This window comes from Pseudomonas sp. AL 58, from assembly GCF_036348395.1.
GTDB classification, from domain to species: domain Bacteria; phylum Pseudomonadota; class Gammaproteobacteria; order Pseudomonadales; family Pseudomonadaceae; genus Aquipseudomonas; species Aquipseudomonas defluvii.
Window position 1 is genome coordinate 118,663 of sequence record NZ_JAZBQR010000005.1, and the last position, 23,542, is coordinate 142,204.

The 23,542-nt window shown below is 59.9% G+C and carries 19 protein-coding genes and 2 riboswitches; of the genes, 11 read left to right on the forward strand and 8 right to left on the reverse strand.

The window, feature by feature from the left end; genetic code table 11:
* Positions 1 to 8 precede the first annotated feature (8 nt).
* A complete protein-coding gene (ppk2, locus tag UIA24_RS08165; protein WP_330522605.1) occupies positions 9 to 827 on the forward strand; it encodes a polyphosphate kinase 2 in 819 nt (272 codons plus the stop codon).
* Positions 828 to 867: 40 nt separating this feature from the next.
* On the opposite strand, the gene UIA24_RS08170 is transcribed toward ppk2, so the two are convergent.
* The gene (locus UIA24_RS08170; RefSeq protein WP_442963009.1) at positions 868 to 1,350 is read right to left on the reverse strand and encodes a copper chaperone PCu(A)C; all 483 of its coding nucleotides are present in this window, start codon (positions 1,348 to 1,350) and stop codon (positions 868 to 870) included.
* Positions 1,351 to 1,373: 23 nt separating this feature from the next.
* Positions 1,374 to 1,979: an SCO family protein gene (locus UIA24_RS08175; protein WP_099774788.1), complete on the reverse strand. Its 606-nt coding sequence runs from the start codon at positions 1,977 to 1,979 to the stop codon at positions 1,374 to 1,376.
* A gap of 238 nt (positions 1,980 to 2,217) precedes the next feature.
* Here UIA24_RS08175 and UIA24_RS08180 point away from each other — a divergent pair, with 238 nt between their 5' ends.
* Genes UIA24_RS08180 through UIA24_RS08190 form a run of 3 tightly spaced genes read left to right on the forward strand, consistent with a single transcriptional unit; the run spans position 2,218 to position 9,752 of the window.
* Positions 2,218 to 4,077, forward strand: coding sequence for a zinc-dependent metalloprotease family protein (locus UIA24_RS08180; RefSeq protein WP_330522606.1), 1,860 nt, complete (start codon positions 2,218 to 2,220; stop codon positions 4,075 to 4,077).
* Positions 4,078 to 4,116: 39 nt separating this feature from the next.
* Positions 4,117 to 8,361 carry a DUF1592 domain-containing protein gene (locus UIA24_RS08185; protein WP_330522607.1) on the forward strand — a complete coding sequence of 1,415 codons (4,245 nt, stop codon included), beginning with the start codon at positions 4,117 to 4,119 and terminating at the stop codon, positions 8,359 to 8,361.
* Positions 8,362 to 8,363: 2 nt separating this feature from the next.
* The gene (locus UIA24_RS08190) at positions 8,364 to 9,752 is read left to right on the forward strand and encodes a DUF1552 domain-containing protein (RefSeq protein WP_102052320.1); all 1,389 of its coding nucleotides are present in this window, start codon (positions 8,364 to 8,366) and stop codon (positions 9,750 to 9,752) included.
* On the opposite strand, the gene UIA24_RS08195 is transcribed toward UIA24_RS08190, so the two are convergent.
* Complete coding sequence (locus UIA24_RS08195; protein WP_330522608.1) at positions 9,714 to 10,769, reverse strand: DNA-binding protein; 1,056 nt, start codon at positions 10,767 to 10,769, stop codon at positions 9,714 to 9,716. The two genes, UIA24_RS08190 and UIA24_RS08195, sit on opposite strands and share 39 nt — an antisense overlap.
* Before the next feature lie 178 nt (positions 10,770 to 10,947).
* Between UIA24_RS08195 and UIA24_RS08200 the strand changes: the two genes are divergently transcribed.
* Positions 10,948 to 11,925, forward strand: coding sequence for a site-specific integrase (locus UIA24_RS08200; protein ID WP_330522609.1), 978 nt, complete (start codon positions 10,948 to 10,950; stop codon positions 11,923 to 11,925).
* Here UIA24_RS08200 and UIA24_RS08205 read toward each other — a convergent pair.
* Positions 11,878 to 13,203 carry a sigma-54 dependent transcriptional regulator gene (locus tag UIA24_RS08205; RefSeq protein ID WP_330522610.1) on the reverse strand — a complete coding sequence of 442 codons (1,326 nt, stop codon included), beginning with the start codon at positions 13,201 to 13,203 and terminating at the stop codon, positions 11,878 to 11,880. The genes UIA24_RS08200 and UIA24_RS08205 overlap by 48 nt on opposite strands.
* Positions 13,204 to 13,515: 312 nt before the next feature.
* On the opposite strand from UIA24_RS08205, the gene UIA24_RS08210 reads away from it, so the two are divergent.
* Complete coding sequence (locus tag UIA24_RS08210; protein WP_065758421.1) at positions 13,516 to 13,782, forward strand: DUF3509 domain-containing protein; 267 nt, start codon at positions 13,516 to 13,518, stop codon at positions 13,780 to 13,782.
* A 119-nt stretch (positions 13,783 to 13,901) separates the two neighbouring features.
* Here UIA24_RS08210 and UIA24_RS08215 read toward each other — a convergent pair whose 3' ends face one another.
* Genes UIA24_RS08215 through cobW form a run of 4 tightly spaced genes read right to left on the reverse strand, consistent with a single transcriptional unit; the run spans position 13,902 to position 20,402 of the window.
* Positions 13,902 to 14,513: a vWA domain-containing protein gene (locus UIA24_RS08215; RefSeq protein ID WP_330522611.1), complete on the reverse strand. Its 612-nt coding sequence runs from the start codon at positions 14,511 to 14,513 to the stop codon at positions 13,902 to 13,904.
* 53 nt (positions 14,514 to 14,566) lie between these two features.
* Positions 14,567 to 15,568, reverse strand: a complete 1,002-nt coding sequence (locus tag UIA24_RS08220; RefSeq protein ID WP_330522612.1) for an ATP-binding protein — start codon at positions 15,566 to 15,568, stop codon at positions 14,567 to 14,569.
* A gap of 1 nt (position 15,569) precedes the next feature.
* Positions 15,570 to 19,331 (reverse strand): cobaltochelatase subunit CobN, encoded by a 3,762-nt coding sequence (gene cobN, locus UIA24_RS08225; protein WP_330522613.1) that lies wholly within the window; start codon positions 19,329 to 19,331, stop codon positions 15,570 to 15,572.
* A gap of 3 nt (positions 19,332 to 19,334) precedes the next feature.
* Positions 19,335 to 20,402 (reverse strand): cobalamin biosynthesis protein CobW, encoded by a 1,068-nt coding sequence (gene cobW / locus UIA24_RS08230; RefSeq protein ID WP_065758418.1) that lies wholly within the window; start codon positions 20,400 to 20,402, stop codon positions 19,335 to 19,337.
* A 98-nt stretch (positions 20,403 to 20,500) separates the two neighbouring features.
* Positions 20,501 to 20,700: riboswitch (cobalamin riboswitch) on the reverse strand.
* Positions 20,701 to 20,759: 59 nt separating this feature from the next.
* A riboswitch (cobalamin riboswitch) is annotated at positions 20,760 to 20,981 on the forward strand.
* 97 nt (positions 20,982 to 21,078) lie between these two features.
* Here cobW and UIA24_RS08235 point away from each other — a divergent pair.
* From UIA24_RS08235 to UIA24_RS08255, 5 genes are read left to right on the forward strand one after another with little or no spacing between them, the layout of a single operon-like run.
* Positions 21,079 to 21,267, forward strand: coding sequence for a CbtB domain-containing protein (locus tag UIA24_RS08235; protein ID WP_065758417.1), 189 nt, complete (start codon positions 21,079 to 21,081; stop codon positions 21,265 to 21,267).
* An 11-nt stretch (positions 21,268 to 21,278) separates the two neighbouring features.
* Positions 21,279 to 21,968 (forward strand): CbtA family protein, encoded by a 690-nt coding sequence (locus tag UIA24_RS08240; RefSeq protein ID WP_330522614.1) that lies wholly within the window; start codon positions 21,279 to 21,281, stop codon positions 21,966 to 21,968.
* Positions 21,968 to 22,393 (forward strand): cobalamin biosynthesis protein, encoded by a 426-nt coding sequence (locus tag UIA24_RS08245; RefSeq protein ID WP_102052311.1) that lies wholly within the window; start codon positions 21,968 to 21,970, stop codon positions 22,391 to 22,393. Before UIA24_RS08240 ends, UIA24_RS08245 begins: the two co-directional genes overlap by 1 nt.
* A 39-nt stretch (positions 22,394 to 22,432) precedes the next feature.
* Positions 22,433 to 23,179 (forward strand): precorrin-4 C(11)-methyltransferase, encoded by a 747-nt coding sequence (gene cobM, locus UIA24_RS08250; RefSeq protein WP_330522615.1) that lies wholly within the window; start codon positions 22,433 to 22,435, stop codon positions 23,177 to 23,179.
* Positions 23,180 to 23,226: 47 nt separating this feature from the next.
* Positions 23,227 to 23,481: a DUF1272 domain-containing protein gene (locus UIA24_RS08255; RefSeq protein ID WP_330522616.1), complete on the forward strand. Its 255-nt coding sequence runs from the start codon at positions 23,227 to 23,229 to the stop codon at positions 23,479 to 23,481.
* Positions 23,482 to 23,542 lie beyond the last annotated feature (61 nt).

Below are 23,542 nucleotides of genomic sequence, written 5' to 3' on the forward strand. Positions count from 1 at the left end.
GAGCAACGATGAAAAACGAGAAAACTACAGCGCGCAATCCTGCCAAGCCATCGCAAAAAAAGCTCGACCGCAAGACCTATGAAAAGCAACTGAAGGCATTGCATGTTGAGCTGGTCAAGCTACAGCAGTGGGTCGTGGAGACCGGTGCAAAGGTTCTGGTGGTTTTTGAAGGGCGCGACGGCGCAGGCAAAGGCGGCACCATCAAGGCATTGACAGAGCGTGTCAGCCCGCGGGTCTTTCGGGTTATCGCACTACCCTCACCTACCGAGCGGGAGAAAAGCCAGCTCTACTCGCAGCGCTATATGCCGCATTTCCCGGCCAGTGGTGAAGTGGTGATTTTCGACCGCAGTTGGTACAACCGGGCGGGTGTCGAACGTGTCATGGGGTTTGCGGACGAGGACCAGGTGCGCACGTTTCTTGAGCTGACGCCAATGTTTGAACGGCACATCGTGCGCTCGGGCATCATCTTGCTCAAATACTGGCTGGAGGTGAGCCCCAAAGAACAGGAGCGTCGCCTCAGAGCACGAATTACCGATGGCCGAAAAACCTGGAAGTTGTCGCCGATGGATGTGTTGTCTTTCAATCGCTGGGACGACTACACACGTGCCCGGGACGAGATGTTCAAAGCAACGGACACTCAATGGGCCCCGTGGTTCGTTGCCCCGTCGGAGGACAAGAAGCGGGTTCGGCTTAACCTGCTGACACACCTTCTTGCGCAAATCCCCTACAAGGAAATCAAACAGCCGAAGGTCAAATTGCCAAAACGCAGAATCGGCCGGTACAAGGACATCGACTACCCCTTCAAATACATCGGCGAACCGTTCTGAAGCACCGGGACGACGCGGACTCGTCCCGGTTGGAACAGGATTACTCCATGTGCATGTGACCCGACATGTGGCCATGGTCTGGCATGTTCAGTGCGCGTGCCGGCGCGCTGACGTTGATGCGTTGCAGCTGGCCCTTGGCATCTTTCACCACCAGCGTCAGCGGTACCGCGTCACCTTCCTTGATCTGCTTGACCAGGTCGATCAGCATCACATGGTAGCCAGCAGGCTCCAGCGTAACGGCTGTTCCTGCCGGCAGCGCCACCGACGTCACGGGCTGCATGCTCATGACGTCGTGTTTCATCTGCGACTGATGGATCTGCACGGTCTTGGCCACCGGGGACTCAACGCTGAGCAACGTGCTGTCACTGTCGGCAGTCACTTTCATGAATGCTCCGGTTGCTGCCTGATGAGGAACCGTGGCCCGTACCCAGGCGTCATCAACGACGGTTTGCGCTACCGCAGGCAATGTTGCGCCCAGCAGCATGAACAGCGCCACAGCGCGGTTGAGTGGCTTGACTACCATTGCGCTAGCGAATGTGGAACGCATCAACATACCTCCATAACAGTAAGCAGGTCTTCTGCACATTCCTTTGCCGTAAGGGAATGCGACAGGCCAAGACGTAGCACGCCTCGGGAGTCATAAACAAAACTGGTTGCCGTATGGGACAACGTGTAGGTCTCGCCGCTAGGGACTTTCTCGTAGAACACGCCAAACTCCTTGGCGGTCTGTGCAGTCTCTTCCAGCGTGCCGGACAATGCGACGAACGAAGGGTCGAAGGCTTTTACATAAGCATCGAGCACCTGCGGCGTGTCGCGCTCGGGGTCGAGCGTAATGAAGATCACCTGAAGAAAATCGGCATCCTTGCCCATCAGTTTCTTGATCTGCACCGCACGTGCCAGCGTCGTCGGGCAAATCGCCGGGCATTGGGTAAAGCCGAAGAACACCATGGGCATCGAGCCACGGAAACTCGACAGGGTTGTTTCATTGCCTTGAGGGTCTTTCAGCTTGAATGAGCGCCCGAGGATCTGATTGCTCATGTCTTTACCGTGCTTGAACGACAAGCCACCAGAGCTATCACAACCTACGAGAGCACCCAGGCCCAGCAGGCTGATCCCGGCGACAACCTGGCGTCGGGTCAGTAAATCAGTCATGTATTACCATCCTTTCGGGAAGGTACCAGTCCTGGGAGTGGAGCCTTCAGCAAACGTTATGCAGTCACATATTCTGTCATGCGAACGGCCAGCGGTTCCAGCAATCCGTCGCTCGACCTCTGTCGTAGGCCCTCTTCAAACCACCATTTCCCTCCCCCCCTGGTATTTCTGTCAGTAGACGACCTCTTCGCGCAGCGCCTACTTTGACCCCATTCGTGAACAAGGAAGGAGTGGCGAAATGGCGCGACGTTTGAAATCGGTCATCGTGATTGTGTCTCTAGGCATGAGCCTGCTCGCTCATGCGGCTGAGCGGCCATTGAAGCCACTGGCCGAGGAGCCATTACAACAACTGCGCGGCAGCGCCAATCCTGTTCTGCGACACCTTGCCGACGATAAGACGACCCTGTCGATATCGCTGGTTCAGGTACAGGGCGAATTAATCGCTGCAACCAGCCGGGACTTGCAACTGGACCTTGAGGCCGGAGTCTCCAGGGTATTCCACAAGGCCCGAATCAGTACTCAGCCTGATGGCATTGTTACTTGGCAGGGTACCGTCAGCGCCAGGCAAGGCCCGACAGATGACCAGAATACGGCCTACCTGACACGGCATGGCGCGCATCTGGTGGGGGTGGTCAAGGTTGATGGCCAACTGTATCGCATCGAGCCGTTGGGTGACGGGCGACATGCGGTCGTCAAAGTCGACGCGTCAAAATTCCCCGAGGGCAATGACGAGGTCAACGAGGAGCCTGCGGGCATGCCTGCAACAACGCCGGCAGCGCCCGCCAAACCCGCGGCACACGCGGCCCCCGTTGTGATTCGCGTACTGACACTGGTTTCCAATAAAGCATTCGAGCTGATGCCCGACATGGACGCCAGCGTCGCCAATGCGCTGGCCATGGCCAATAGCGGCCTGGAAAACAGTCAGATCAATGTGCAGTTTGAAAATGCCGGTGTGCAGCGCATCGACTGGACGGAATCGGGCACTGCAACCGGCAAAGAGGTGCTCTCCCGGTTGTGGAATGTCAACGATGCACAATTGGGACAACCCGCACGGTATCAACGAGATGCCAGTCGGGCCGACCTGCTTAGCCTGCTCACCGTGATACCCGATGTGTGTGGCTTGGCCTACACCGCCTTGAACAAGAATGCCGGCGTCAGCATCGCCGACCCGAAGTGCCTCAGCAACCATACCTTCGCCCATGAGTTGGGCCACAATTTGGCTGCCCGGCATGATCCGGACCAGTACGACGCACCTGTCACGCCTGTTTATGCCCATGGTATTCGCTGGCCCGGCCATTGGCGTACCGTCATGGCCTATGAGTGCCCGGGTAGCACCAGCCAGCGCTGCAGCCGTATCAACTATTGGTCGAATGCCCAGATGAGTTACCAGGGCTTGCCTCTGGGGTCGAAAGACAAGCATGACAACGCCCGTGTATTGCGCGATGCGGCGCCCACTGTAGCGGCCTACTACCCTGCGCCAGACCCAAGCCCCAAGCCCCCCGAAGTCAGCGTATCCGTCGCTGGCGGAACCGTAGAGCCTGCGACGGTTCAACTGAGCGCTAACGCCACTGCCAGTGGCAACGCGACAATTCACCTCGTGGAGTTTCTTCGTGGCACCGACGTGATCGGGCAAGACAGCACGTCACCTTACACCTTTACCTGGAACAACGTGGGCGCAGGCGTCTATCGCGTAAGCGCCCGCGCCAGCGACAGTGCGGGGCACCGTGTGACCTCTGCCGAACAGACCGTGACGATCACTGCGGCACCGTCAGGGTGCGACTATCGAGACCCCGAGGCCGAGCAGGTAACGCCGTGGGAGGCCAAGGATTACGCCTCGGGTATCAAAGTCAGCGCCGAGCACGCGGTGTGGATCTCATCTTGGTCGACAGGCACCGCTCCGCCTTCCAGCAACGACGCCTGGAGCCTGCTTAGCACCATCCCGGTGCCCTGGAGTGCCCAGCGCTATTACACCGCGCCCAATGAAGTGCATTACCACGGGCAACGCTATGCGGCAAAACAGTGGGTCAAGGGTACAGCCCCTGCCCCAGACAGCCAGGTCTGGCGCTTGCTGGGCCCTTGCTCGGCAGTCAAAGGCTAAGTCATTTCCTCTTGGTATGAGTGCAACGAGGTTACTACTATGGCGACTCCCCGCGTACCTGCGCAGCATCGTCTGCGTGCGCCTTACCTGTTTATTACACTGACCGTTCTGTGCAGTAGCGCTGTTTCGACGCAGGCTCACGCACAGAACAAGACCGCCACCGATGGCAAGGTCATGCAGCGCCCCTCTTCCAGCCAGTTCGAGCCGGGTAAGCAGGCAAGTGCCGAGGCCTGCAAAGCCGAGCAATACGCGCTTGATGCCGTGAAGGGGCAAGGCAAGCCAGGCAACGCCAACGCCAACGCCAACGCCAGCAAAACCCTGAAGTACCAACAAGGGGCCTGGGTAACGAATGTCGGTCACGCATTTGAGTGCTGGAAGGACAGTGAGGCCCCCTATGGCGTGGGAAGTTGGGCCTGGTGTAACCAACCGGCTTATGCGCCTGGCCAGACGGCGAACTGGGGGGATGCCTGGAAAGACCTCGGCGAATGTAACGCCGCGCCGAGCAGCAACAAACTTGAGCTGAGCTTTTCCACCGTTACGGGCGATGTTCCGTACAAGGCCACCACCCAGGGGGTGGGCCCCGGTGGCGATGTTACCGTCACCGGCGTGCTGCGTTGCAAAGGTGAAACAATCCCGATATCCGGCAAATCCAATACGACCATCACCGTAGAAGGCCTGAAAGCCTGCAACTACGACATCATTATGGACCCGGCGCAGGGTTATCTGCCGTTGACGACCCCCAACCAGGTCAAGTTCACCCAGGAAAACGGTGAGAAACACCAGTTTGCGGTCAAGTACCGCCGTCCGCTCGATATCAGCCAGCTACACGGGCTTCCTGGAATCAAGGTTGAGGTGTTTGCCGAAGGCTTGTCCCAGCCCCGCCAGATGGCGATGGGGAACAAGGTCTTGTACGTCGGCTCCAGTGCGATCCCCAGCTACGTCTACGAAGGGCGCATAGCCAACTTCATTTACGCACTGCCATTGAACGCGGAAGGCAAGCCAACGGGTATCTACATCGTTGCTTCGGGGCTCGAAGAACCTCACGGCGTGGTGTACCGCGATGGTGACCTGTTCTACTCCACCACGGGTGGGCTCTATCGGGTACGCAATATTGACAGCACGTACGCCGACCCTAAACCTGAGCGAGTGCTTACCTTCCCCGCAGATGACACAAAAGCGCCGTTAGGCGCAGGGGTGTACCGCTATTGGCACCAAAAACACCCTCTCAAGTTCAACCCTTCAGACCCTTCAGATAAATGGCTTTACACCGCTGTCGGCATCCCCTGCAACCTGTGCATGATTCCCACGGATGAACGCTATGGGACGCTGTTGCGCTACAACATTGAAACCGGTGAATCAGAAATCCTCGCCAAGGGTGTCCGCAACTCGGTCGGTTTCGACTGGAACCCCAGCGATGGCAAAATCTGGTTCAGCGATAACAATCGCCAGGGCTTCCCCAACGCTGATGAAGTCAACCGGATTGCCACTTCGGGTCAGCACTTTGGCGTGCCGTACGTATTTGGCCGCAGTACGCCCGGTTTTACCGCCGATGAGTTCAACAGACCGGAGTTGATCACACCGCAACTGACAACGGGTGCGATTGTTTCCGACAAGCCTCTCTCAGCGATCAAACCGAGCGATTACAGCCCGCCGGCCTATGAAATGGGGACCAACACCGCACCGCTGGGCTTGAAGTTCTGGAAGTCCTATCCAGCACTCATGCCTGACGTACAGCACCTGCTGGTTGCCGTGCATGGGACGGGTTCGATGAGCGAGCCCGGTATGGAAATTCGCATGCTGGGCATCCAGAACGGTGAAAAGGTCATCAACCAAATCCCGTTGATCAATGGCTGGGGCAAATCCGCCGACAGCATTGATGTCTACTGCCTGACCGACAAATGCGTCGGTCGTCCTGCCGACTTCCTCGAGCTTGCAGACAAGAGCTTGCTGGTTTCAGACGATGTGACCGGTGTCATCTACCGCGTCAGTTTCGACGCCAAGGAGTGGGGGCAGGCCGGTACGGTGTTGCACCTTCAACCTACCGTTGTACCGGATGCGCACCTGGCCGATCAGATGGTCAGTGGGCATTTGATCGACCCCGATGGGCGGAGTCGACTGTTCCAGGTGGCCTGGGGCAGCCCTGACTTGCAGATTTTCGGCTTGAAACCCGGCACCTACGAGGTACGTTTGAACGACGTCGCAGACTGGATTCCGGTAACGCGCAAGACACAAGTCACGTTCGCCAGTAACACACAGGCCGGAACCAAGATCGATACCCAGACCCGGGCCGTGAAACTGGAATACCGTAAACGGCCAACACATGTGGAGGTTGAAGCCACACTCAAGGCGCCCGCCAAACCTGCCTCCGTCAATGACGCATTCTGGAAGGTCACCGTGCTCAGCAAGAGCGCAGGCGCCGCACCTCGTGAGGTCCAGGTGCCCTGGGGCGGTCAGGCCAAGGAAATCCTGAACTATGGCGAATATGACTTCATCTACCCCTACTATCCAAAGGAGCTTCCAGAACCTACGAAAACAACGGTATCCATCAACGAAGACAGCAACAACATTGAACTGACGCCGATTACCTACCGCGCCGTCACTGACTTGGGGCAAGAGGTATTGGCAAAAACCTGCAGCACCTGCCACTCCATCGACTACTTCAACGATCAGAACAAGGCGATCACCTGGAACGTTGCCGGTAGTGATGCGCTGGTCAAACAGATCATGAGCATGCCCGTGAGCGGGCACTGTGATGTGACGTGTGCGTCGGAAATTTCCCGGCACCTGTTTGATGTGGTCTGGGCGCCCTACCTGAACCCGGCAGAGTCTTACGGTAAGCGCCAACTGCGGCTGCTGACCCCGTCAGAGTATGCCAACAGTGTTCAGGATCTGTTTGGCGTCACGATAAACACTGAAAAACTACCGGCGGATAAATCACCGAAAACCTTCAAGTACCCGGGCGATGCAGACCATGGCCTGCTGCAGGCCGATGACGTGAAATCGCTCTACGACATGGCCTGGTTCGTTGCCAACGCGGCGTCTGCAAACACCGAGACGCTCGCAGACCTGGGGCATAAGGTGTTCCGCCGGCCGCTGTCGAATGAGGAACGCACACGTTATCAGCGCTTGAAGGATGAACATGGCCAGACATCGCTGATTGCCGCGCTGCTGCTGTCGCCGAACTTCCTCTACCGTTCGGAACTGGGTGTTGCCGATGCGCAGCGCTCAGGCACCTACACACTGACACCGGGTGAAACAGCGACCGCGCTGTCGTTCGCGATCCTCGGGACCACGCCGGACATTGCCCTGTTACGCAAAGCTGAGCAGGGGCTGCTGAACACACCAGCGCAGATCAGTGCGCAGGTCGATGAAATGTTGCGGTCTGATCGTGGTGTGGAGCAGTTCAATCGCTTCATCAGCTATTACATCAAGACCAATCGCGGGGCTCAGGAAAAACCCGGCTTGAGTGCCAGTCTTGTTCAAGACATGGCCGCCGAGCAGTACCGCCTGGTACGCGAGGTAATGACCAACGGCAATGGCAGCTTCAACGCCTTGTTCAACCCGGGGTATACCTTCCTGAACCAGGCGCTGGCCGAGCACCATGGCATCTCCGGTGTCAGTGGCAACGAAATGCGCAAGGTGACGGTCGATGACCGTCGGGGTGGCCTGCTGCACCTGGGCCTGACTCAAGCTGCAACGTCAGACTATCAGGCCACCTCCTTGGTCAAACGCGGGATCATGGTCCGTGAACAGTTGTTCTGCCGCGAATTCGGCGCACCGGTCGATACGATGCCTGGAGAGCCAACGTTCCCGGCCAAGGCGGTGACCACCCGTGAACGCTGGGACCTGGTCAACGGCAAAGAGGCCTCGGAGGGCCGCTGCTGGCAATGCCACCAGTACATGAACGATACCGGTGCATCAATGGAGCACTACGACGCGACCGGGCGTTACCGTACCGAGGAGAATGCCTACAACTATGGCCAGTACCCGGTAAAACTGCCGATCAATGCCGCAGGCCCCTTCGTCGACAACACTGGGCTCATCGAATGGGCGCATGTTCAGGACGTTCGTGACATCGCCCGGCTCATCCCCACCAACAACGCAGCCCAATCCTGCATGGCCAATAGCTACATCCGCTTTGCGTTCGGCAACGAGCCTGATGCGGGTACCGCCGGCACCTTGAACGCGTTGGCAGAGGGGTTGAAAACCTCGGGGTCGCTGACCGACATGATACGTAACCTGGCTACCTCCAATGCCTTTCTCCATAAAAAAGGACGGGAATAATCATGGACATGCTCAAAAGTCGCCGTCGCTTCCTGATGCAACTGGCTGCCACCGGTGCGTTGCTGCCCTTAAGCCGTGTCGGTTTGGCGAAGATGGCCCTGCTGGGGGAGTCTCAGCAAGCCAAACTCAAGGTGGTGTTCTTTATTGTCCCCGATGGATTGGCCGTCGACGCGTTGGTTGGCCCGCAACATAACGGCAATGGTTTGTGGTTCCCTACAGCTGCGGGTAACCCCAGCCGTGGCCTTGCCCCGGATAAGCGTGATTTCGCGCTGGACACCAGTGACTTTACGCTGAATGCGGTCAGCCAGGAGTTGGCCGCTTACCGAGATCAGTCACTGTATTTGCGCGGTATAATCTCCGGCCCAGGCAATGGTGGTCACAATGGCTGGCAATATATCCTGCGCGACAACCTGGCAAGCAAGCCCTCGATTGATATGCTTTTGGGTGACGCCATGCCCGGCACCCAGCCCTCGCACCGTAGCCTGTTCGCCGGGCCACACGCGGGTACCGATGGCACCCCCTGGTATGTGTCGTGGTCTGCACAGGGGATCAGAGCGCCCTACCAGAACCCGGTACGCATGTACGAGGCGGTGTTCGGCGCGGTCAGTCAAGACGCGCGAGACACTCAGGCGCGTGGGGCGCATGTGTTTGACCCCGTGCTGGCAGACATACAGGAGGTCCAGTCGCGCCTCTCCGGTTCGCAACTGCAAAAGCTCAAAGATCACCTCGATGCGGTCGAGCAAGTCAAGACCGATATGGACGGTGCCATCCCCTCGGTGTGTGAGCCGCTCAGTATCGAGGACCATCCGATCAGTTCAGCAGCCTTCCGTAACCAGGTTCAGGCCAGCCATCACCAGGTCGTTGCGACGGCCCTCTCCTGCGGTGTGACCCGGGTCGCTACCATACAGGTGGGTCGTTCTGCCGAGTCGCTGAACATACTCGACGTCAGCGCAACAACCAACCCGCACGATTGCGCACACGGCTACGCAGGTGAAGAAGTCTGGAGGGGCTCGCGGCAGTGGTACGTGCGCCAAGCCAAGCTGTTCATGGACGAGTTGGCAAGACGCGCAGACCCCGATGTACCGGGCGACAACCTGCTCCAACACACCCTGGTCGTGCTTACCAGTGAAATGGCCGACGGCGCGCCGGAGCACATGGTCAACATGCCGTTGGTATTGATGGGCGGCGCATCGGGGTTGCTGAAGAGTGGCGACGGCAAAGGTCGGTTTTTAGACGTGCACAATCAAGGTGACTTCAAGTTTTGGGATCAAAGATATTATGTGATGATGCAGCGGGTATGGGCCAGCATCGCCCTGGCAGCCGGCACCACGGTGCCGTATGGGGGCAATGTGTCACCGATCAACGGTATCTTCACCACGGTTGGAAGTTGAGGCGTCGCGCAGTGACAGGCCGTTGTGCGGCCGATCTTCGATAGGCTGACCGGCTGCATGTAGCTGCCTCAGTGCGGCTTCACGCTCGCGTAAAGCCGCTTCCAGGTACTCGCTGCGCTGTACCAGCAGCACCTGTTGCAAGCGGCTTTCTTCCAACTGCTGGGCCTGTGCCTGGGCCTGTCGGAGCAACTCTTCACGCGCCCCTTGTGACTGCGCGAGGCTGGCATTAAGCGCCTGGAGCTGCTGTTGCTGCTGTTCATGCTGATCCTGCAATGCCATACATTCGCGCTGTAGTTGCCTAGCTTCAACGAGCAGGCGCTCATTGTCGCGATTCAGGCGTGTCAACTCGTCCTGTTTGACGATCAGGCTCTGTTGCAACTGGCGAATCTCCATCTGCACCTGCTGCAGTTGGCCCTCATGACGGCGTTGGTCCTGCTCGCGCTGTTCACGGCTCGCCGTGCGGTAGTGCTCCAAGGCATCACGGGCATGCCGATGTTTATCTTCGAGCGACTGGATCTGCTCGTCTTTGTCCGCCAAACGCACCTGCAGTTCACCTACGGCCTGATTCAGTGTGGCATTACGGGTCTGCTCGGTCTGCAAGGCACTGCGGGTGGTCGCCAGTTCGGCGGATTCGCTGGCCAGCGCGGCAGCCTGAATCTGCTGCTGTTGCTGCAGCGCCGCAAGGGCCTGCTGGCTGAGCTGCAACTGCGCCAGCAATGTCTGTTTCTCTTCCTCGAACACGGCGCAGGCATCGCCTACCCGGCAGTCAGCCTCTTCGCGCAACTGTTCAGCCAGTTGGCCCACCAAATGGCTCAGTGCGTCGCTTAGCGTGTGCGTGCTGGCGACCGTGGCCGGTTGCTGCGCCTCGAGCTCTTTCAGGTAGCGGTGAATTGTGGTTTTCGAACCGGTGTTGCCCAGCTCGATACGTACCGCATCGATACTTGGATGCTCGCCCCTGGCCAGCAGTGCTTGCCTGGCTTTCTGAACGACTGCCTTGTTGATCCCGCCTCGGGCCATGGGTGCTCCTACGATTTCGTATTGTGGTACGTACCATGTAATTACATATCAGATACTACCTCGGAAATTACTTAAAAACCAAAATTCTAAGATTAAATAATCAAGGCTTATCGCATCTTAGACGCTAGAATGCGTACCTGAAGCTCGTCAGGCAGTACGCATTCGCAAGGAAAGGGCAATGAACAACGTCGATCGCTATCTACAGGCCGCCGTGCGCGAGAACACACGGCGTAGCTATCGTGCTGCGGTAGAACACTTCGAAGTGACCTGGGGCGGCTTTCTCCCGGCGACCGCCGAAAGCATTGCCCGCTATCTGGCCGACTACGCAGGCGAGCACTCCATCAACACACTCAAGCAACGCCTTGCCGCGCTGGGGCAATGGCATGCCAGCCAGGGCTTTGCCGACCCGACCAAAGCGCCGCTGGTGCGCCAAATGATCAAAGGCATCCGCAGCCTGCACCCCGCGCAGCCCAGGCAGGCAGCTCCCCTGCTGCTGCAACACCTGCAAGGTGCGGTCGCGCACCTGGAGCGCGAGGCCACGCACGCGCAACACAGCCAGGACATGCCCGGGCTGTTACGCGCTCGGCGCGACAGCGCACTGCTGCTGCTCGGCTTCTGGAAAGGTTTTCGAGGGGACGAACTGGCACGTTTGCGCATCGAACACATTCAGGCGCAAGCAGGTGCCGGCCTGTCGATCTACTTGCCGCAAAGCAAAGCCGACCGCCTGGCCTTGGGTGTTCACCATAAAGCGCCGGCACTGAAGGTGCTCTGCCCGGTTCAAGCCTATCTGCGCTGGCTGGAGGTTGCGGGGATTGCCTACGGCCCGGTGTTCCGCAAACTTGACCGGTGGGGAAACCTCGGCGAGGACGCGCTCAACAGCAACAGCCTGATTGGCCTGTTACGTCGTATTTTCGAGCGCAGCGGTGTTCCCGCGGCGCTTTACACCGGCCACTCGCTGCGTCGCGGCTTCGCCACCTGGGCGACCGCCAGCGGCTGGGACCTGAAGGCATTGATGAGTCATGTCGGCTGGAAGGACGCCAAGTCCGCGATGCGTTACATCGATGCCTCGGCGTCGTTCGGAGAACTGGCAATGCTCAGTGGCGATCCGTCAGCGAATCTGATGCTTGTGCAACAGCCGATAGAAGGTGGGGCGTGAAACGCCAAGCACGCGCGCAGCAACACTCAGGTTATCGCTGTGACGATTGAGCACGTCGCACAGCGCCTGACGCTCCGCACGGTGCTTGTAGTCCTCCAGCGTGCCTATCGGAACCACCTCAAGGGCAAGCCCGTGCAGGCCCAGGTCCTGCGCTTCAATCTGCCGCCCTTCGGCCAGCACCAGGCCTCGACGCACACGGTTGGCTAACTCGCGCACATTTCCCGGCCAATCGTGCCTGCCCATGGCCGCCAAGGCATCCTCGCTGAACGAGCGCGGGCGACGGCCGGTTTCCTGGCTATAAAAATGGGAAAAATGATTGGCCAGCATCGACAGATCGCCATGCCGGTCACGCAGGGGCGCAGTGACCACCTGCAGCACATTGAGCCGATAGTACAGGTCCTCCCGGAACCGTCCACGGGTGATCGCCGATTCCAGATCCACGTGGGTCGCCGCCAAAACCCTTACATCAACGGGAATAGGCTGACTGCCGCCGACCCGCTCGATATGCTTTTCCTGTAGAAAGCGCAGCAGATTGGCCTGCAGCTCCAACGGCAGGTCGCCGATCTCGTCGAGAAACAGCGTCCCGGTATTAGCCGCCTCAATCCGGCCGACCTTACGCTGATGGGCGCCGGTAAATGCGCCTTTCTCGTGACCGAACAGCTCTGACTGGATCAGGTGCTCCGGGATCGCTCCGCAATTGATCGCCACAAAGGGATTGTCTCGGCGCAGCGATTGGCGATGAAGCGTGCGTGCAACCAACTCCTTGCCCGTGCCGCTTTCGCCGCGGATCAATACCGGCGACTCCGTGGGCGCAAGCTTGCTGAGTAACTTGCGCAACTCACGAATCGGCAGGCTGTCGCCAAGCAACTCGTGCTCAGGCTCGCCCACATGCACCGCGCCTTTGCCACGTAAGCGCGCCATGCCGAAGGCGCGCCCCAGCGTGACCTGTACCCGGGAGACATCGAATGGCAGGGTGTGAAAGTCAAAAAACCATTCACAGACAAAATCGCCCACATTCTGCGTACGCAACTCCTCGGCACTGAGCACGGCGATCCATTCCGTACCGCTGCGGCTGATCAAGTCCTTGACGGCATCCGGGTGCTGCAGGTGCGACGCCTGCAAGCGCAACAAGCCCACATCGCAGCGCTGCTCGGAGGCCGCCGCCAACGTACAGCTATCGACCTCCCAGCCTACACTTCGCAACCCGGGCAGCAGGCGATGGCAGTCGTCGCAGGGATCAACAATCAGCAGGCGGCGACTCAGAGCGGGCTCGAACATGAACGATCCTTGACGCCAATTATTGGGAAAGTCAGTGAAAACAGCATGTTGGCAGGTCCGTTTGTAACAGTAGCAACGAACCGTCAAGTTCCCACTACCGTTTGTCTATCAGCTGCCGGCAATAAAGCGATGCTTGGAATTTTTTATGCCGCCGAATATCCAAGGACACACGCAAAACAACACGTTAGCGTGATGCGCTGATTTTTTTAATAAGCCATGTGACTCGAACAAGCCTTGCGCGCATCAGTACAAGTAACTCACCGCTGTAGCGGTTTCCATAAATGTTTGGGTATTACGAGAGGACCTGACCCGATGAACGCCTCGCTGCGTGTCAACGAAGCACTGCTAATCACCACTCACGCGTTTGAACCCTTCCAATGCGTAACGTGGGATTCACCTAACGGTACAGGCGAGCTGAGCCTGGCGGTGATCGACCGGACCAGCACCCGTATCGGCAGCAAGCAAGTCTCGAGCAGCACCTATTCCGACCCGGCGCAACTGGCGCATTTCATTGAAGAAGTGCGGGCCGAATTGAGCGAAAAAGGCTACGACCTACAACCGTGGTCGATGCCTGAATAAGCAGTAGGGCCAATGTGGAAGTGCGTCACTCTGACGCACTTCCACGCGGAAACTTATCACGCGCCTATATAACAGTGATATCAAACCGCATTATCAGTGCCATCACTTAATTGGCCAACCTATAACGGTTTGAACTGCTCGATATGTTGATAGTCGGCCTGTAGTTGTTCGGCCATCAGACGAGCGCGCCCCAGGCGTATTGGCGCCATTTCCATATCAATCAACAGACTGGTGCAGGGTAATGCCTGCAATGCTGGCCAGGCACTGAGCCGCCCGTCGGTTAGAATCAGGCAACGTCGCTGTTCGTCCGGGTAACGCTTGGCCCGGTGCAGCAACCACTGCCTGGCCTGTTCCAGCGCCGCCAGCAAGGGTGTACCACCGCCAGCGCCCAGCGCTTCCAGCCAGGGGCCAAGCGCCCTCGACGCTTTTAACCCCTGACGTTGCCACCGTGGCTCTTTGCCGCTGGCCGTCAACAGTGCCAGGCGTGCCCGTTGCCGATAGGCCTGATCGAAGAACTCGGCCAACAAGCCTTTGGCATGGCTCAACGCCTTGTAACGGCGAGTTGAAGCCGAGGCATCGACGATCACCACCCACAGTTCATGGGGTGAGGCGCTACGCTGAACCCAGCATAGGTCCAGGCGCTGACGTGGACGCCCTTTGAGCAGCGTGGCAGGCCAGGCAACGCGTCCCTGCCTGCTGGCAACGGCTGCGCCCCGCTCACCTCGCTTCAATCGACCGGCATGTGGCCTTGCATCCGCCACAATGTGCTTGGGCGGGCGGATGCTCAGGGCTTTTTTGGCCAGCTGGGCGCCTCGCGTCGAACGCCAGTCGCGGTTGCCTGCGGTGGCAACTCCCCCCACTGACCCTCTGACTGCGCTTGTGCCTGGCTGCTGCCTGTCGACTTGGGCGATTGTGGCTGCGGCGAATCGGTCGCATGATCACGACGGCGATGACGCAAAGCGAATTCCGCCACCGCATCGATATCCTGTTCGCTGATGTGCTGAGCGCCGCGCCACGCTGCATGGGCGCGCGCGGCACGTAACCAGACCAGATCGGCACGCAGGCCATCGACGCCCGCGGCAAAGCAGCGCTCGGTAATGTTCACCAAGGCTTGATCGTCCAGGGCAATGGCGGACAAGCGTTCACGTGCTTCATGGCAGCGCAGCCGTAACGCGGCTTGCGCCTCCTCCCACTGCGCGCAGAACGCAACGGGGTCGCTGTCGAACGCCAGGCGCCGGCGAATGATATGCCCACGCGCTTGTGGCAGTGGCTGGCCCTCCAGGGCGACATTCAACCCGAAACGGTCAAGCAACTGTGGCCGTAGCTCGCCCTCTTCCGGGTTCATGGTGCCAATCAACACGAAACGGGCACTGTGGCGGTGAGAAATACCGTCACGCTCGATACGGTTGGTGCCACTGGCGGCGACATCCAGCAACAGGTCGACCAGATGGTCGGCCAGCAGGTTGACTTCATCGACATAGAGCACGCCACCGTCGGCCTTGGCCAGAACACCCGGTGAAAACTGCGCGCGTCCTTGGCCGAGTACGGCATCCAGATCGAGCGTACCGACCAGTCGCTCCTCTGTCGCGCCCAAGGGCAAGGTCACGAATGGTCCTTCGCCGAGCAGGTCCGCCAGGCCACGGGCCAGCGTACTTTTGGCCATGCCGCGCGGACCTTCGATCAGGACACCACCGATCTTCGGATCGATTGCAGTCAGGCACAATGCCAGTTTCAGGTCATCGGCACCGACCACCGCAGCCAGAGGAAAATGTGCAGCTTCAGTCATTTCAGTTCTCTTCTTCACCGTCCAGCAACTGTTCTTCAAGCGCCTCTTTATAGGCGCCTGGTGTTTGCCAGAGGCCCCGCTGCTGGGCTTCCAGCAAGCGTTCGGTCATATCGCGCAAGGCATCGGGGTTGTGCTGACGGATAAAGTCCCGTGTCTCGCCATCCAGTACATAGGCGTCGGCCAGCGCCTGATAATGATGATCGTCGATCAGGTGCGTAGTGGCATCAAAGGCAAACAGGTTATCGACGGTCGCCGCCAACTCGAAGGCACCCTTGTAGCCATGACGCTTGACCCCGTCAATCCACTTGGGGTTCAACGCCCTGGCACGGATGACGCGGTTCAACTCTTCTTTGAGGGTACGGATGCGTGGCCGTTCCGGCTGGCTGTGATCGCCATGATAGCTGGCCACCGATGCGCCACCGAGGCTTTCCACGGCGGCCAGCATGCCGCCCTGGAACTGGTAGTAATCATTGGAGTCGAGTAAGTCGTGCTCGTGGTTGTCCTGGTTCTGCAGTACGGCCTGAACCTGGCTCAGGCGGCGGGCAAAATGACCACGAGCAGGCGTACCTTCGTCTGCGCCACCATAGGCATAACCGCCGTAGTTCAGATAAACCTCGGCCAGGTCCTCGCGACGACTCCACTGCCGGCCGTCGATCGCGTTTTGTACACCCGCACCATATGAGCCGGGCTTGGCCCCGAACACCCGCCACCCTGCCTGACGCCGCGCCTGCTCCGGTTCGACGCCGGTTGCCAGCAACTCCGCCTGTTCGGCCCGTACGCGCGCGGCCAACGGGTTGAGGTCGTCCGGTTCGTCCAGCGCTGCAACCGCTTGTACGGCGGCATCGAACAGTTTGATCAGGTTGCCGAAAGCATCGCGAAAGAAGCCCGAAACCCGCAAGGTCACATCAACCCGAGGTCTATCGAGCAGGCTCAACGGCAAAATCTCGAAGTCATCGACGCGCTGACTGCCACTGGCCCATACCGGGCGTACGCCCATCAGCGCCATGGCTTGGGCAATGTCGTCCCCGCCCGTGCGCATGGTTGCTGTGCCCCACACCGACAACCCGAGTTGACGCAAGTGGTCGCCGTGGTCCTGCAGGTGGCGCTCCAGTATCAGGTTGGCCGAGGCAAAGCCCAGGCGCCAGGCAGTCGTGGTCGGCAGGTTGCGCACGTCCACGGTATAGAAGTTACGGCCGGTCGGCAGTACGTCGAGCCGCCCCCGGCTCGGTGCGCCGCTCGGGCCGGCCGGCACGAATCGCCCATCGAGTGCATCGAGCAGGCCCTGCATTTCTGCCGGCCCACAGGCATCCAGCTGCGGTGCGACGGTTTGTACCAGCGCCTCGAGAATCGCCCGGACATCGTTCCAGGAGGGTTCTTCCGGCAAGCTCATGACGCCGTCCAACGCCTGCTCGATCAAGCGCAGTGCGTACAGTTCCAGTCGCTCACGGGTGTCACCCGCCGTACGCCAAGGGTCGGCACTTACCTCGTTCAGCCGGTGCGGACACGGGCCTTGCCAGGCGGCCCCCAAATCGCAATCCAGCGGATCGACGCCAAGGGCAAATGCCTTGGCCAGTGCCCTTGGCAAGCTGGCATGCTGACCACGGCCATCGCCCCGCTCTACCCGCAGCAATGCCTGCAAGGTGTCTAGGCGCAGGCGGCCCTGGGGCGATTCTCCGAACACATGCAGGCCGTCACGAATCTGCGACTCCTTGAGGTCGCACAGGTAGGTGTCCAGCCTTGGCAACCAGACGGCGGCGTCATCCAGGCTGTTTTCCAACTGCAGTTCGCGATCGATATGGTTGTCACGGACCAGCGCGAGGATATCGCGCTGCAACTCAGTGGCTCGGCGTGGGTCGAGCAGTTGAGCTTCGTAATACTCGTCAGCGAGCAATTCCAGGTCGCGCAACGGGCCGTAGGTTTCGGCACGGGTCAAGGGCGGCATCAGGTGATCGATGATCACCGCCTGAGTCCGGCGCTTAGCCTGGGCGCCTTCACCCGGGTCATTGACGATGAACGGATAGATGTTTGGCAACGGGCCCAGCAGTGCATCAGGCCAGCACTGCGCTGAAAGACCGACACCCTTGCCTGGCAACCACTCCAGATTGCCGTGCTTGCCGACATGAATCAGTGCATCGGCGGCAAAGCCATGACGCAACCAGAAGTAGAAGGCCAGATAGCCATGGGGCGGTACCAGATCGGGGTCGTGGTAAACCGCACTGGCGTCCAGCTGGTAACCACGCGCAGGCTGAATACCGACGAAGGTCAGGCCAAAACGCAGGCCGGCGATCATCATCCGCCCACTGCGGAACATCGGGTCCTGCTCAGGTTCACCCCAGCGCTCCCGCACGGCAGCCTGGTTGGCCGCCGGTAACGCGGCGAATGCGGCGCGGTAGTCCTCCAAAGCCATGCTTTGTGCACAAGGGCGCTGATCGAGGCTTTCCAGGTCGTTACTGACACCGCCGAGCAGGGCCTGGATCAATGCCGTGCCGGTGTCCGGCAAGGCGCCAACCGGATAACCCTGCCCCTGAAGTGCCCGTAGAATGTTCAGCGCTGCAGCCGGGGTGTCCAGCCCTACCCCGTTGCCAATTCGCCCGTCACGGGTCGGGTAGTTGGCAAGCACCAGGGCTACACGCTTCTGGGCATTGGGCAGTTGCGCCAGTTCACACCAGCGGCGTGCGAGCTCTGCAACGAAGTCCATACGCTCCGGCTGTGCACGGTAACAGACAACATCCGACTGGCTGCGCTCACTGCGCCACGCCAGGTCCTTGAAACTGATCGGGCGGGTGATGATGCGCCCATCGAGCTCCGGCAAGGCAATGTGCATCGCCAGATCACGTGCGCCCAAGCCCTGCTCGCTGGCCTGCCAACCGGGTTCGTTGTCTTGGGCGCAAATGGCCTGAAGCACCGGAATATTGCGGCGAAATGGCCGAAGGTGAGGCTTCTGCGGGCTGGACTGGGCAAACCCGGTTGTATTGATGACCAGCGCGGCCTCGACCTGATCCAGCCAGGCTTCCACTTGGGCCAGGCACTCGGCTTCCTTGAGGCTCGCCACCGCGATGGGCAGCGGGTTGAGCCCTGCGGCGCGGATGCGCTCGCAGAACACATCGATGAAGGCTGTATTGGCCGCTTGCAGATGCGAGCGGTAGAACAGGACAGGAACCACAGGCTGACTGGCTACCCAGTCAGCGAACCAGTCGTCCAGTACCGCCGCCTCGCGCTGCGGGTGATACACCAGCGTGCGCGGCAGTTGCTGGGGCACATCCCAGGTGTAGTCACGTCCGAGCCATTGATTGGCCATGCATTTGAAGAGGTTCAGCGCGTTGGCCTTGCCGCCCTGCCGCAGAAAGTGCCAGAGCCGCTCCGCGTCTGCCGCCGGCACGTTGCCAAGGCTGCTCAACTCCGGATCCGGACGGTCATCACCCGGCACCAGGATCAACTGCACGCCTTGGGCAGCCAATGCCACCAACTGCTCGACGCCATAACGCCAATACCCAATGCCACCGTGCAGCGACAGCAAAATGACCTTGGCATGGCGCAGCACCTGATCAACATACAGGTCTACCGACGCATGGTTCTGCACCTGCATCGGGTTGGCCAGACGCAGGCTGGGATAATCCTCCGGCAGTTGCCGGGCTGTTTCGGCCAGCAGTGCCAGGTGCGAATCACCGCTGCAGAGAATAACCAGCTCGGCGGGTGTCTGGCCCAAGTCGGCAATACTGTCATCCGGCACAAAGCCGCCGGGCTGGGTCCGCAGCAGGTGCATGGGTCAGGCGCCCAGCGCTGTACGCAGTTCAGCTTCCAGTGTCGCGCCATCCAGCGCCTGGCCGATCAGTACCAGACGGGTACTGCGCGGCTCGTCTGCGCGCCAGGCACGATCGAAGTGCTTGTCGAAACGCGTACCGACACCCTGGATCAGCAGGCGCATCGGCTTGCCCGGAATGGCTGCAAAGCCTTTGGCGCGGAGGATGCCGTGACGTACGACCAGTTGGGTCAAGGCATCAAGCAGCAAGCTCTCGTCGGATTCGGGCAGTTCAATCGAAATGGAGTCGAAAGCGTCGTGGTCATGATCATCATGGTCTTCGCCGTCGTGATGGCTGTCATGGTGAGTGCGACGACCGTCAATGTGCGCTTCCGATTCCGCTGCCAATCCGAGCAAGACTTCAAGCGGTAGACGGCCACTGCTGGCCTCGACAACTTTGACCGCGGGTGGCAGCTCTTCGGCCACTTCGGCGCGTACCGCTGCCAAGGCATGCGCCTCGATCAGGTCGGCCTTGTTCAGTACCACCAGATCGGCACTGGCCAGTTGGTCGGCAAACAGTTCATGCAGCGGGGACTCGTGGTCCAGGTTCGGGTCGAGTTTACGCTGGGCATCCACCTGGTCCGGATACGCCGCAAACGTACCGGCAGCCACGGCCGGGCTGTCGACCACGGTAATGACCGCATCGACCGTGCAGGCGTTACGGATTTCCGGCCACTGGAAGGCTTGTACCAGAGGCTTTGGCAGGGCCAGGCCACTGGTTTCGATGAGGATATGGTCCAGGTCGCCACGACGTGCCACCAGCTCGCGCATGACCGGGAAGAACTCTTCCTGCACGGTGCAGCACAGGCAGCCGTTGGCAAGCTCGTACACCCGACCGCTGGCCTCTTCTTCCGTACAGCCGATGCTGCATTGCTTGAGGATTTCACCGTCGATGCCCAGCTCGCCAAACTCATTGACGATGACTGCAATACGGCGCCCCTGCGCATTGTCGAGCATATGCCGCAACAGCGTGGTTTTGCCCGAGCCGAGAAAGCCGGTGACGATGGTAACGGGGAGTTTTGCCAGTGTTTTCATGTCGTTGCCCTTGGCAGCAATGGCGGGCGGGCACGACGAAAACCACGGGGGTCATGTGCCCGTGCGCGTTCGCTACCGGATCACCCCGCCCGGTTGAATGTCGGAAACTGTCCGAGGCAGGTCTCCTGGCTTGCGTCGTGCTGGCGAACATACCAGCGGCACCGGCGCCTTCCCGCAAAACTACGCAGTGGCAATGCCAGGCTTTGCAACGCTTACAGTTGCGGGGGCAGCCGCGGCTTAAACCGCGTTCCCGTCTTAGCTCCGGGCTGACCGGAGAACCTCGAAACGGCAAGGCTACGCAGTCGTTCAGGGTCGGTCAACCGTCGTTGTGATTGACGCGCACCTGCGCCCGTGATTTGCTACCGCCTTCGTTTGGGTGCCTTTAACGAGGTGAAACGGGAAACCGGTGCGTCGCGGCCTGAGTTACGCGCGACAATTCCGGTGCTGCCCCCGCAACGGTAAGCGAGGAAAGCGTCTAGACCACTGTGCCAGCAACGCGGCATGGGAAGGTGACGCTCCAGGCTGAGCACAGTGTCAGCCCTCGCAAGCCCGGAGACCGGCCCAGTACAGAATTGACAAACCCGCGGTGGGCGGGCGCTGTTGCAACCTCTGGGTGAGTCCGCCCATGGGTTTCTTGCGCATGCCTGCTGCTGATAACCCCTCAGAGGAAAGCACCATGCCCGTCACAACCGCCCACAGCCACTCCGCCGCCATCAGTACCACTCGCAGCCAGCGTCTGGTCGTCGCTATAGGCGCATCGCTGCTGGGCTTGTGCCTGGTTTACTTCGCGGGTTTTTCGCACATCGAGGCGGTTCACAACGCTGCCCATGACACCCGTCACAGCGCCGCGTTTCCTTGCCACTAAGGGACAGCGCCATGATCAAGCACATTGCCCGCACGGCCGGCTTCACCGGCCTGCTCGCTGCCCTGCTGCTGACCTTGCTGCAAAGCCTGTGGGTCACCCCGCTGATTATCAAGGCGGAAGCCTACGAGAGTGCAGCGCCTGCAGTCGAAACCCACAGCCATGATGCGGGTACCGCCGAACATCATCACGATGCGCAAGCCTGGGCCCCCGAAGACGGCTGGCAACGGCTGCTGTCCACGACCGGTAGCAACCTGGTAGTGGCCTTCGGTTTTGCCCTGGTACTGGCGGGGCTGTATACCTTGCGTGCGCCTGGAGGTTGGGTCGCAGGCGTACTGTGGGGCCTGGCAGGCTTTGCGGTGTTCTGCCTGGCGCCCACGCTGGGCTTGCCAGCGGAGTTGCCAGGAACGGCCGCGGCCGATCTGGCGCAACGCCAATTCTGGTGGATCGGTACTGCAGCGGCCACCGCCATTGGCTTGGGGCTTATTGCATTCGCCAACAACGGTTTGCTCAAGTTACTGGGCGCCGTACTGCTGGTCATCCCTCATGTAATCGGTGCACCACAGCCAGACGCGCATGAGGCCTTGGCTCCGGAAGCACTGGAGGCCGAATTCAAACTCGCCTCACTGCTGACCAACGCTGCCTTCTGGCTGGCATTGGGCTTGATCAGCAGTTGGCTCTACCGTCGCCAGAGCCAGGCGTAATGCCTGAACGGCCCAATCCGTTGCGAGTATTCGCCGGGTTGGGCTGTCGCCGAGGCTGTTCGGTGGCAGCCTTGAGCGATCTACTGGATCAAACCCTGCAGGCCCATGGCCTCAGCCACGATAACCTGCTTGGCCTTGCCAGTATCGAACTGAAAAGCGAGGAGGCCGGCCTGCATGCCCTCGCCGCTCAACTCGGCATTCCACTGCTGTTTTTCAGCGCTGCCCAGTTAGCTACCTTTGAATCACGCCTGACCCACCGTTCGCTCCCCGCCTTCGCCCACAGCGGCTGTTACGGCGTCGCTGAAAGTGCTGCACTTGCATTGGCCGAGCACTACGGCTCAATGCCTGCACAGCTCCTTGTTCCACGCCATGCCAGCCTTAATGCCACCCTGGCATTGGCCTGCGGCGCGTCCTTTGACGGATAATCTGCGCCTCGCATCGACCTTACCTTCAGGATTCACCCCATGACCGTCTATTTCATCGGTGCCGGCCCCGGCGACCCGGAGCTGATTACCGTCAAGGGCCAGCGCCTGATTCATCGCTGCCCGGTCATTATCTATGCTGGCTCTCTGGTGCCCGCTGCCGTGCTCGAAGGGCACAGTGCCGAAACCGTGATCAACAGCGCTGAGCTTCATCTGGCGCAAATTGTCGAGGCCATGCGTGAAGCCCATGCCAAAGGCCAGGATGTAGCCCGGGTACACAGTGGCGACCCGAGCCTGTATGGGGCCATTGGTGAGCAGATTCGCCATTTGCGCGAACTGGCGATTCCCTTCGAGATCATTCCCGGTGTCACCGCTGCTGCCGCCAGTGCCGCCTTGCTCGGTTGCGAGCTGACCCTGCCAGAGGTTTCGCAGAGCGTCATCCTCACGCGCTATGCCGACAAATCGCCTATGCCCGCTGGCGAGGAACTGGCCAGCCTGGCCGCACACAAGGCCACGCTTGCCATACACTTGGGGGTGCAGCACCTGGCAAAGATCGTCGAAGAATTGCGCCCCCACTATGGCGGGGACTGCCCAATCGCGGTCGTGCACCGTGCGACCTGGCCGGACCAGGACTGGGTCAAAGGCACGCTGGACGATATCCTGACGCAAGTCCAGGCTAAAGGCTTCCGGCGTACTGCATTGATTCTGGTAGGACGGGTACTGGCAGCAGATGCCTTTGCCGAATCGGCGCTGTACCGTGCCGGCCACGCACACCTCTACCGGCCTTAGACGGCCTGTGTGCGACAGCGCACTCACTAAGTATGAAGGAGTCGACCATGCTTGAACTGCGTCCCAACTGTGAATGCTGTGGTACCGATCTGCCTGGCGACAGCCAGGATGCGTTTATCTGCTCCTTCGAATGCACTTATTGTCGAGACTGCAACAACAATGAATTGAAGGGCCTCTGCCCAAACTGTGGCGGTCAACTAACGGCCCGTCCGCCACGAGTTGGTGCAGCATTAGTGCGCAACCCTGCTTCGAAACAACGCATCGTCAAGGAAAACGGCTGTCCAACCCGCTCGAGCAAGTAGCCTCTCAACTGCAGGACACCGAAACGCGTCTTCATATGAGGCCGCGATTTCGGTTTTTCCA

Excerpts from the sequence above, each read along its gene's own strand:
- ppk2 (WP_330522605.1), top strand. The coding sequence starts at position 9 with ATGAAAAACGAGAAAACTACAGCGCGCAATCCTGCCAAGCCATCGCAA.
- UIA24_RS08170 (WP_442963009.1), bottom strand. The coding sequence starts at position 1,350 with ATGGTAGTCAAGCCACTCAACCGCGCTGTGGCGCTGTTCATGCTGCTG.
- UIA24_RS08175 (WP_099774788.1), bottom strand. The coding sequence starts at position 1,979 with ATGACTGATTTACTGACCCGACGCCAGGTTGTCGCCGGGATCAGCCTG.
- UIA24_RS08180 (WP_330522606.1), top strand. The coding sequence starts at position 2,218 with ATGGCGCGACGTTTGAAATCGGTCATCGTGATTGTGTCTCTAGGCATG.
- UIA24_RS08185 (WP_330522607.1), top strand. The coding sequence starts at position 4,117 with ATGGCGACTCCCCGCGTACCTGCGCAGCATCGTCTGCGTGCGCCTTAC.
- UIA24_RS08190 (WP_102052320.1), top strand. The coding sequence starts at position 8,364 with ATGGACATGCTCAAAAGTCGCCGTCGCTTCCTGATGCAACTGGCTGCC.
- UIA24_RS08195 (WP_330522608.1), bottom strand. The coding sequence starts at position 10,769 with ATGGCCCGAGGCGGGATCAACAAGGCAGTCGTTCAGAAAGCCAGGCAA.
- UIA24_RS08200 (WP_330522609.1), top strand. The coding sequence starts at position 10,948 with ATGAACAACGTCGATCGCTATCTACAGGCCGCCGTGCGCGAGAACACA.
- UIA24_RS08205 (WP_330522610.1), bottom strand. The coding sequence starts at position 13,203 with ATGTTCGAGCCCGCTCTGAGTCGCCGCCTGCTGATTGTTGATCCCTGC.
- UIA24_RS08210 (WP_065758421.1), top strand. The coding sequence starts at position 13,516 with ATGAACGCCTCGCTGCGTGTCAACGAAGCACTGCTAATCACCACTCAC.
- UIA24_RS08220 (WP_330522612.1), bottom strand. The coding sequence starts at position 15,568 with ATGACTGAAGCTGCACATTTTCCTCTGGCTGCGGTGGTCGGTGCCGAT.
- cobN (WP_330522613.1), bottom strand. The coding sequence starts at position 19,331 with ATGCACCTGCTGCGGACCCAGCCCGGCGGCTTTGTGCCGGATGACAGT.
- cobW (WP_065758418.1), bottom strand. The coding sequence starts at position 20,402 with ATGAAAACACTGGCAAAACTCCCCGTTACCATCGTCACCGGCTTTCTC.
- UIA24_RS08235 (WP_065758417.1), top strand. The coding sequence starts at position 21,079 with ATGCCCGTCACAACCGCCCACAGCCACTCCGCCGCCATCAGTACCACT.
- UIA24_RS08240 (WP_330522614.1), top strand. The coding sequence starts at position 21,279 with ATGATCAAGCACATTGCCCGCACGGCCGGCTTCACCGGCCTGCTCGCT.
- UIA24_RS08245 (WP_102052311.1), top strand. The coding sequence starts at position 21,968 with ATGCCTGAACGGCCCAATCCGTTGCGAGTATTCGCCGGGTTGGGCTGT.
- cobM (WP_330522615.1), top strand. The coding sequence starts at position 22,433 with ATGACCGTCTATTTCATCGGTGCCGGCCCCGGCGACCCGGAGCTGATT.
- UIA24_RS08255 (WP_330522616.1), top strand. The coding sequence starts at position 23,227 with ATGCTTGAACTGCGTCCCAACTGTGAATGCTGTGGTACCGATCTGCCT.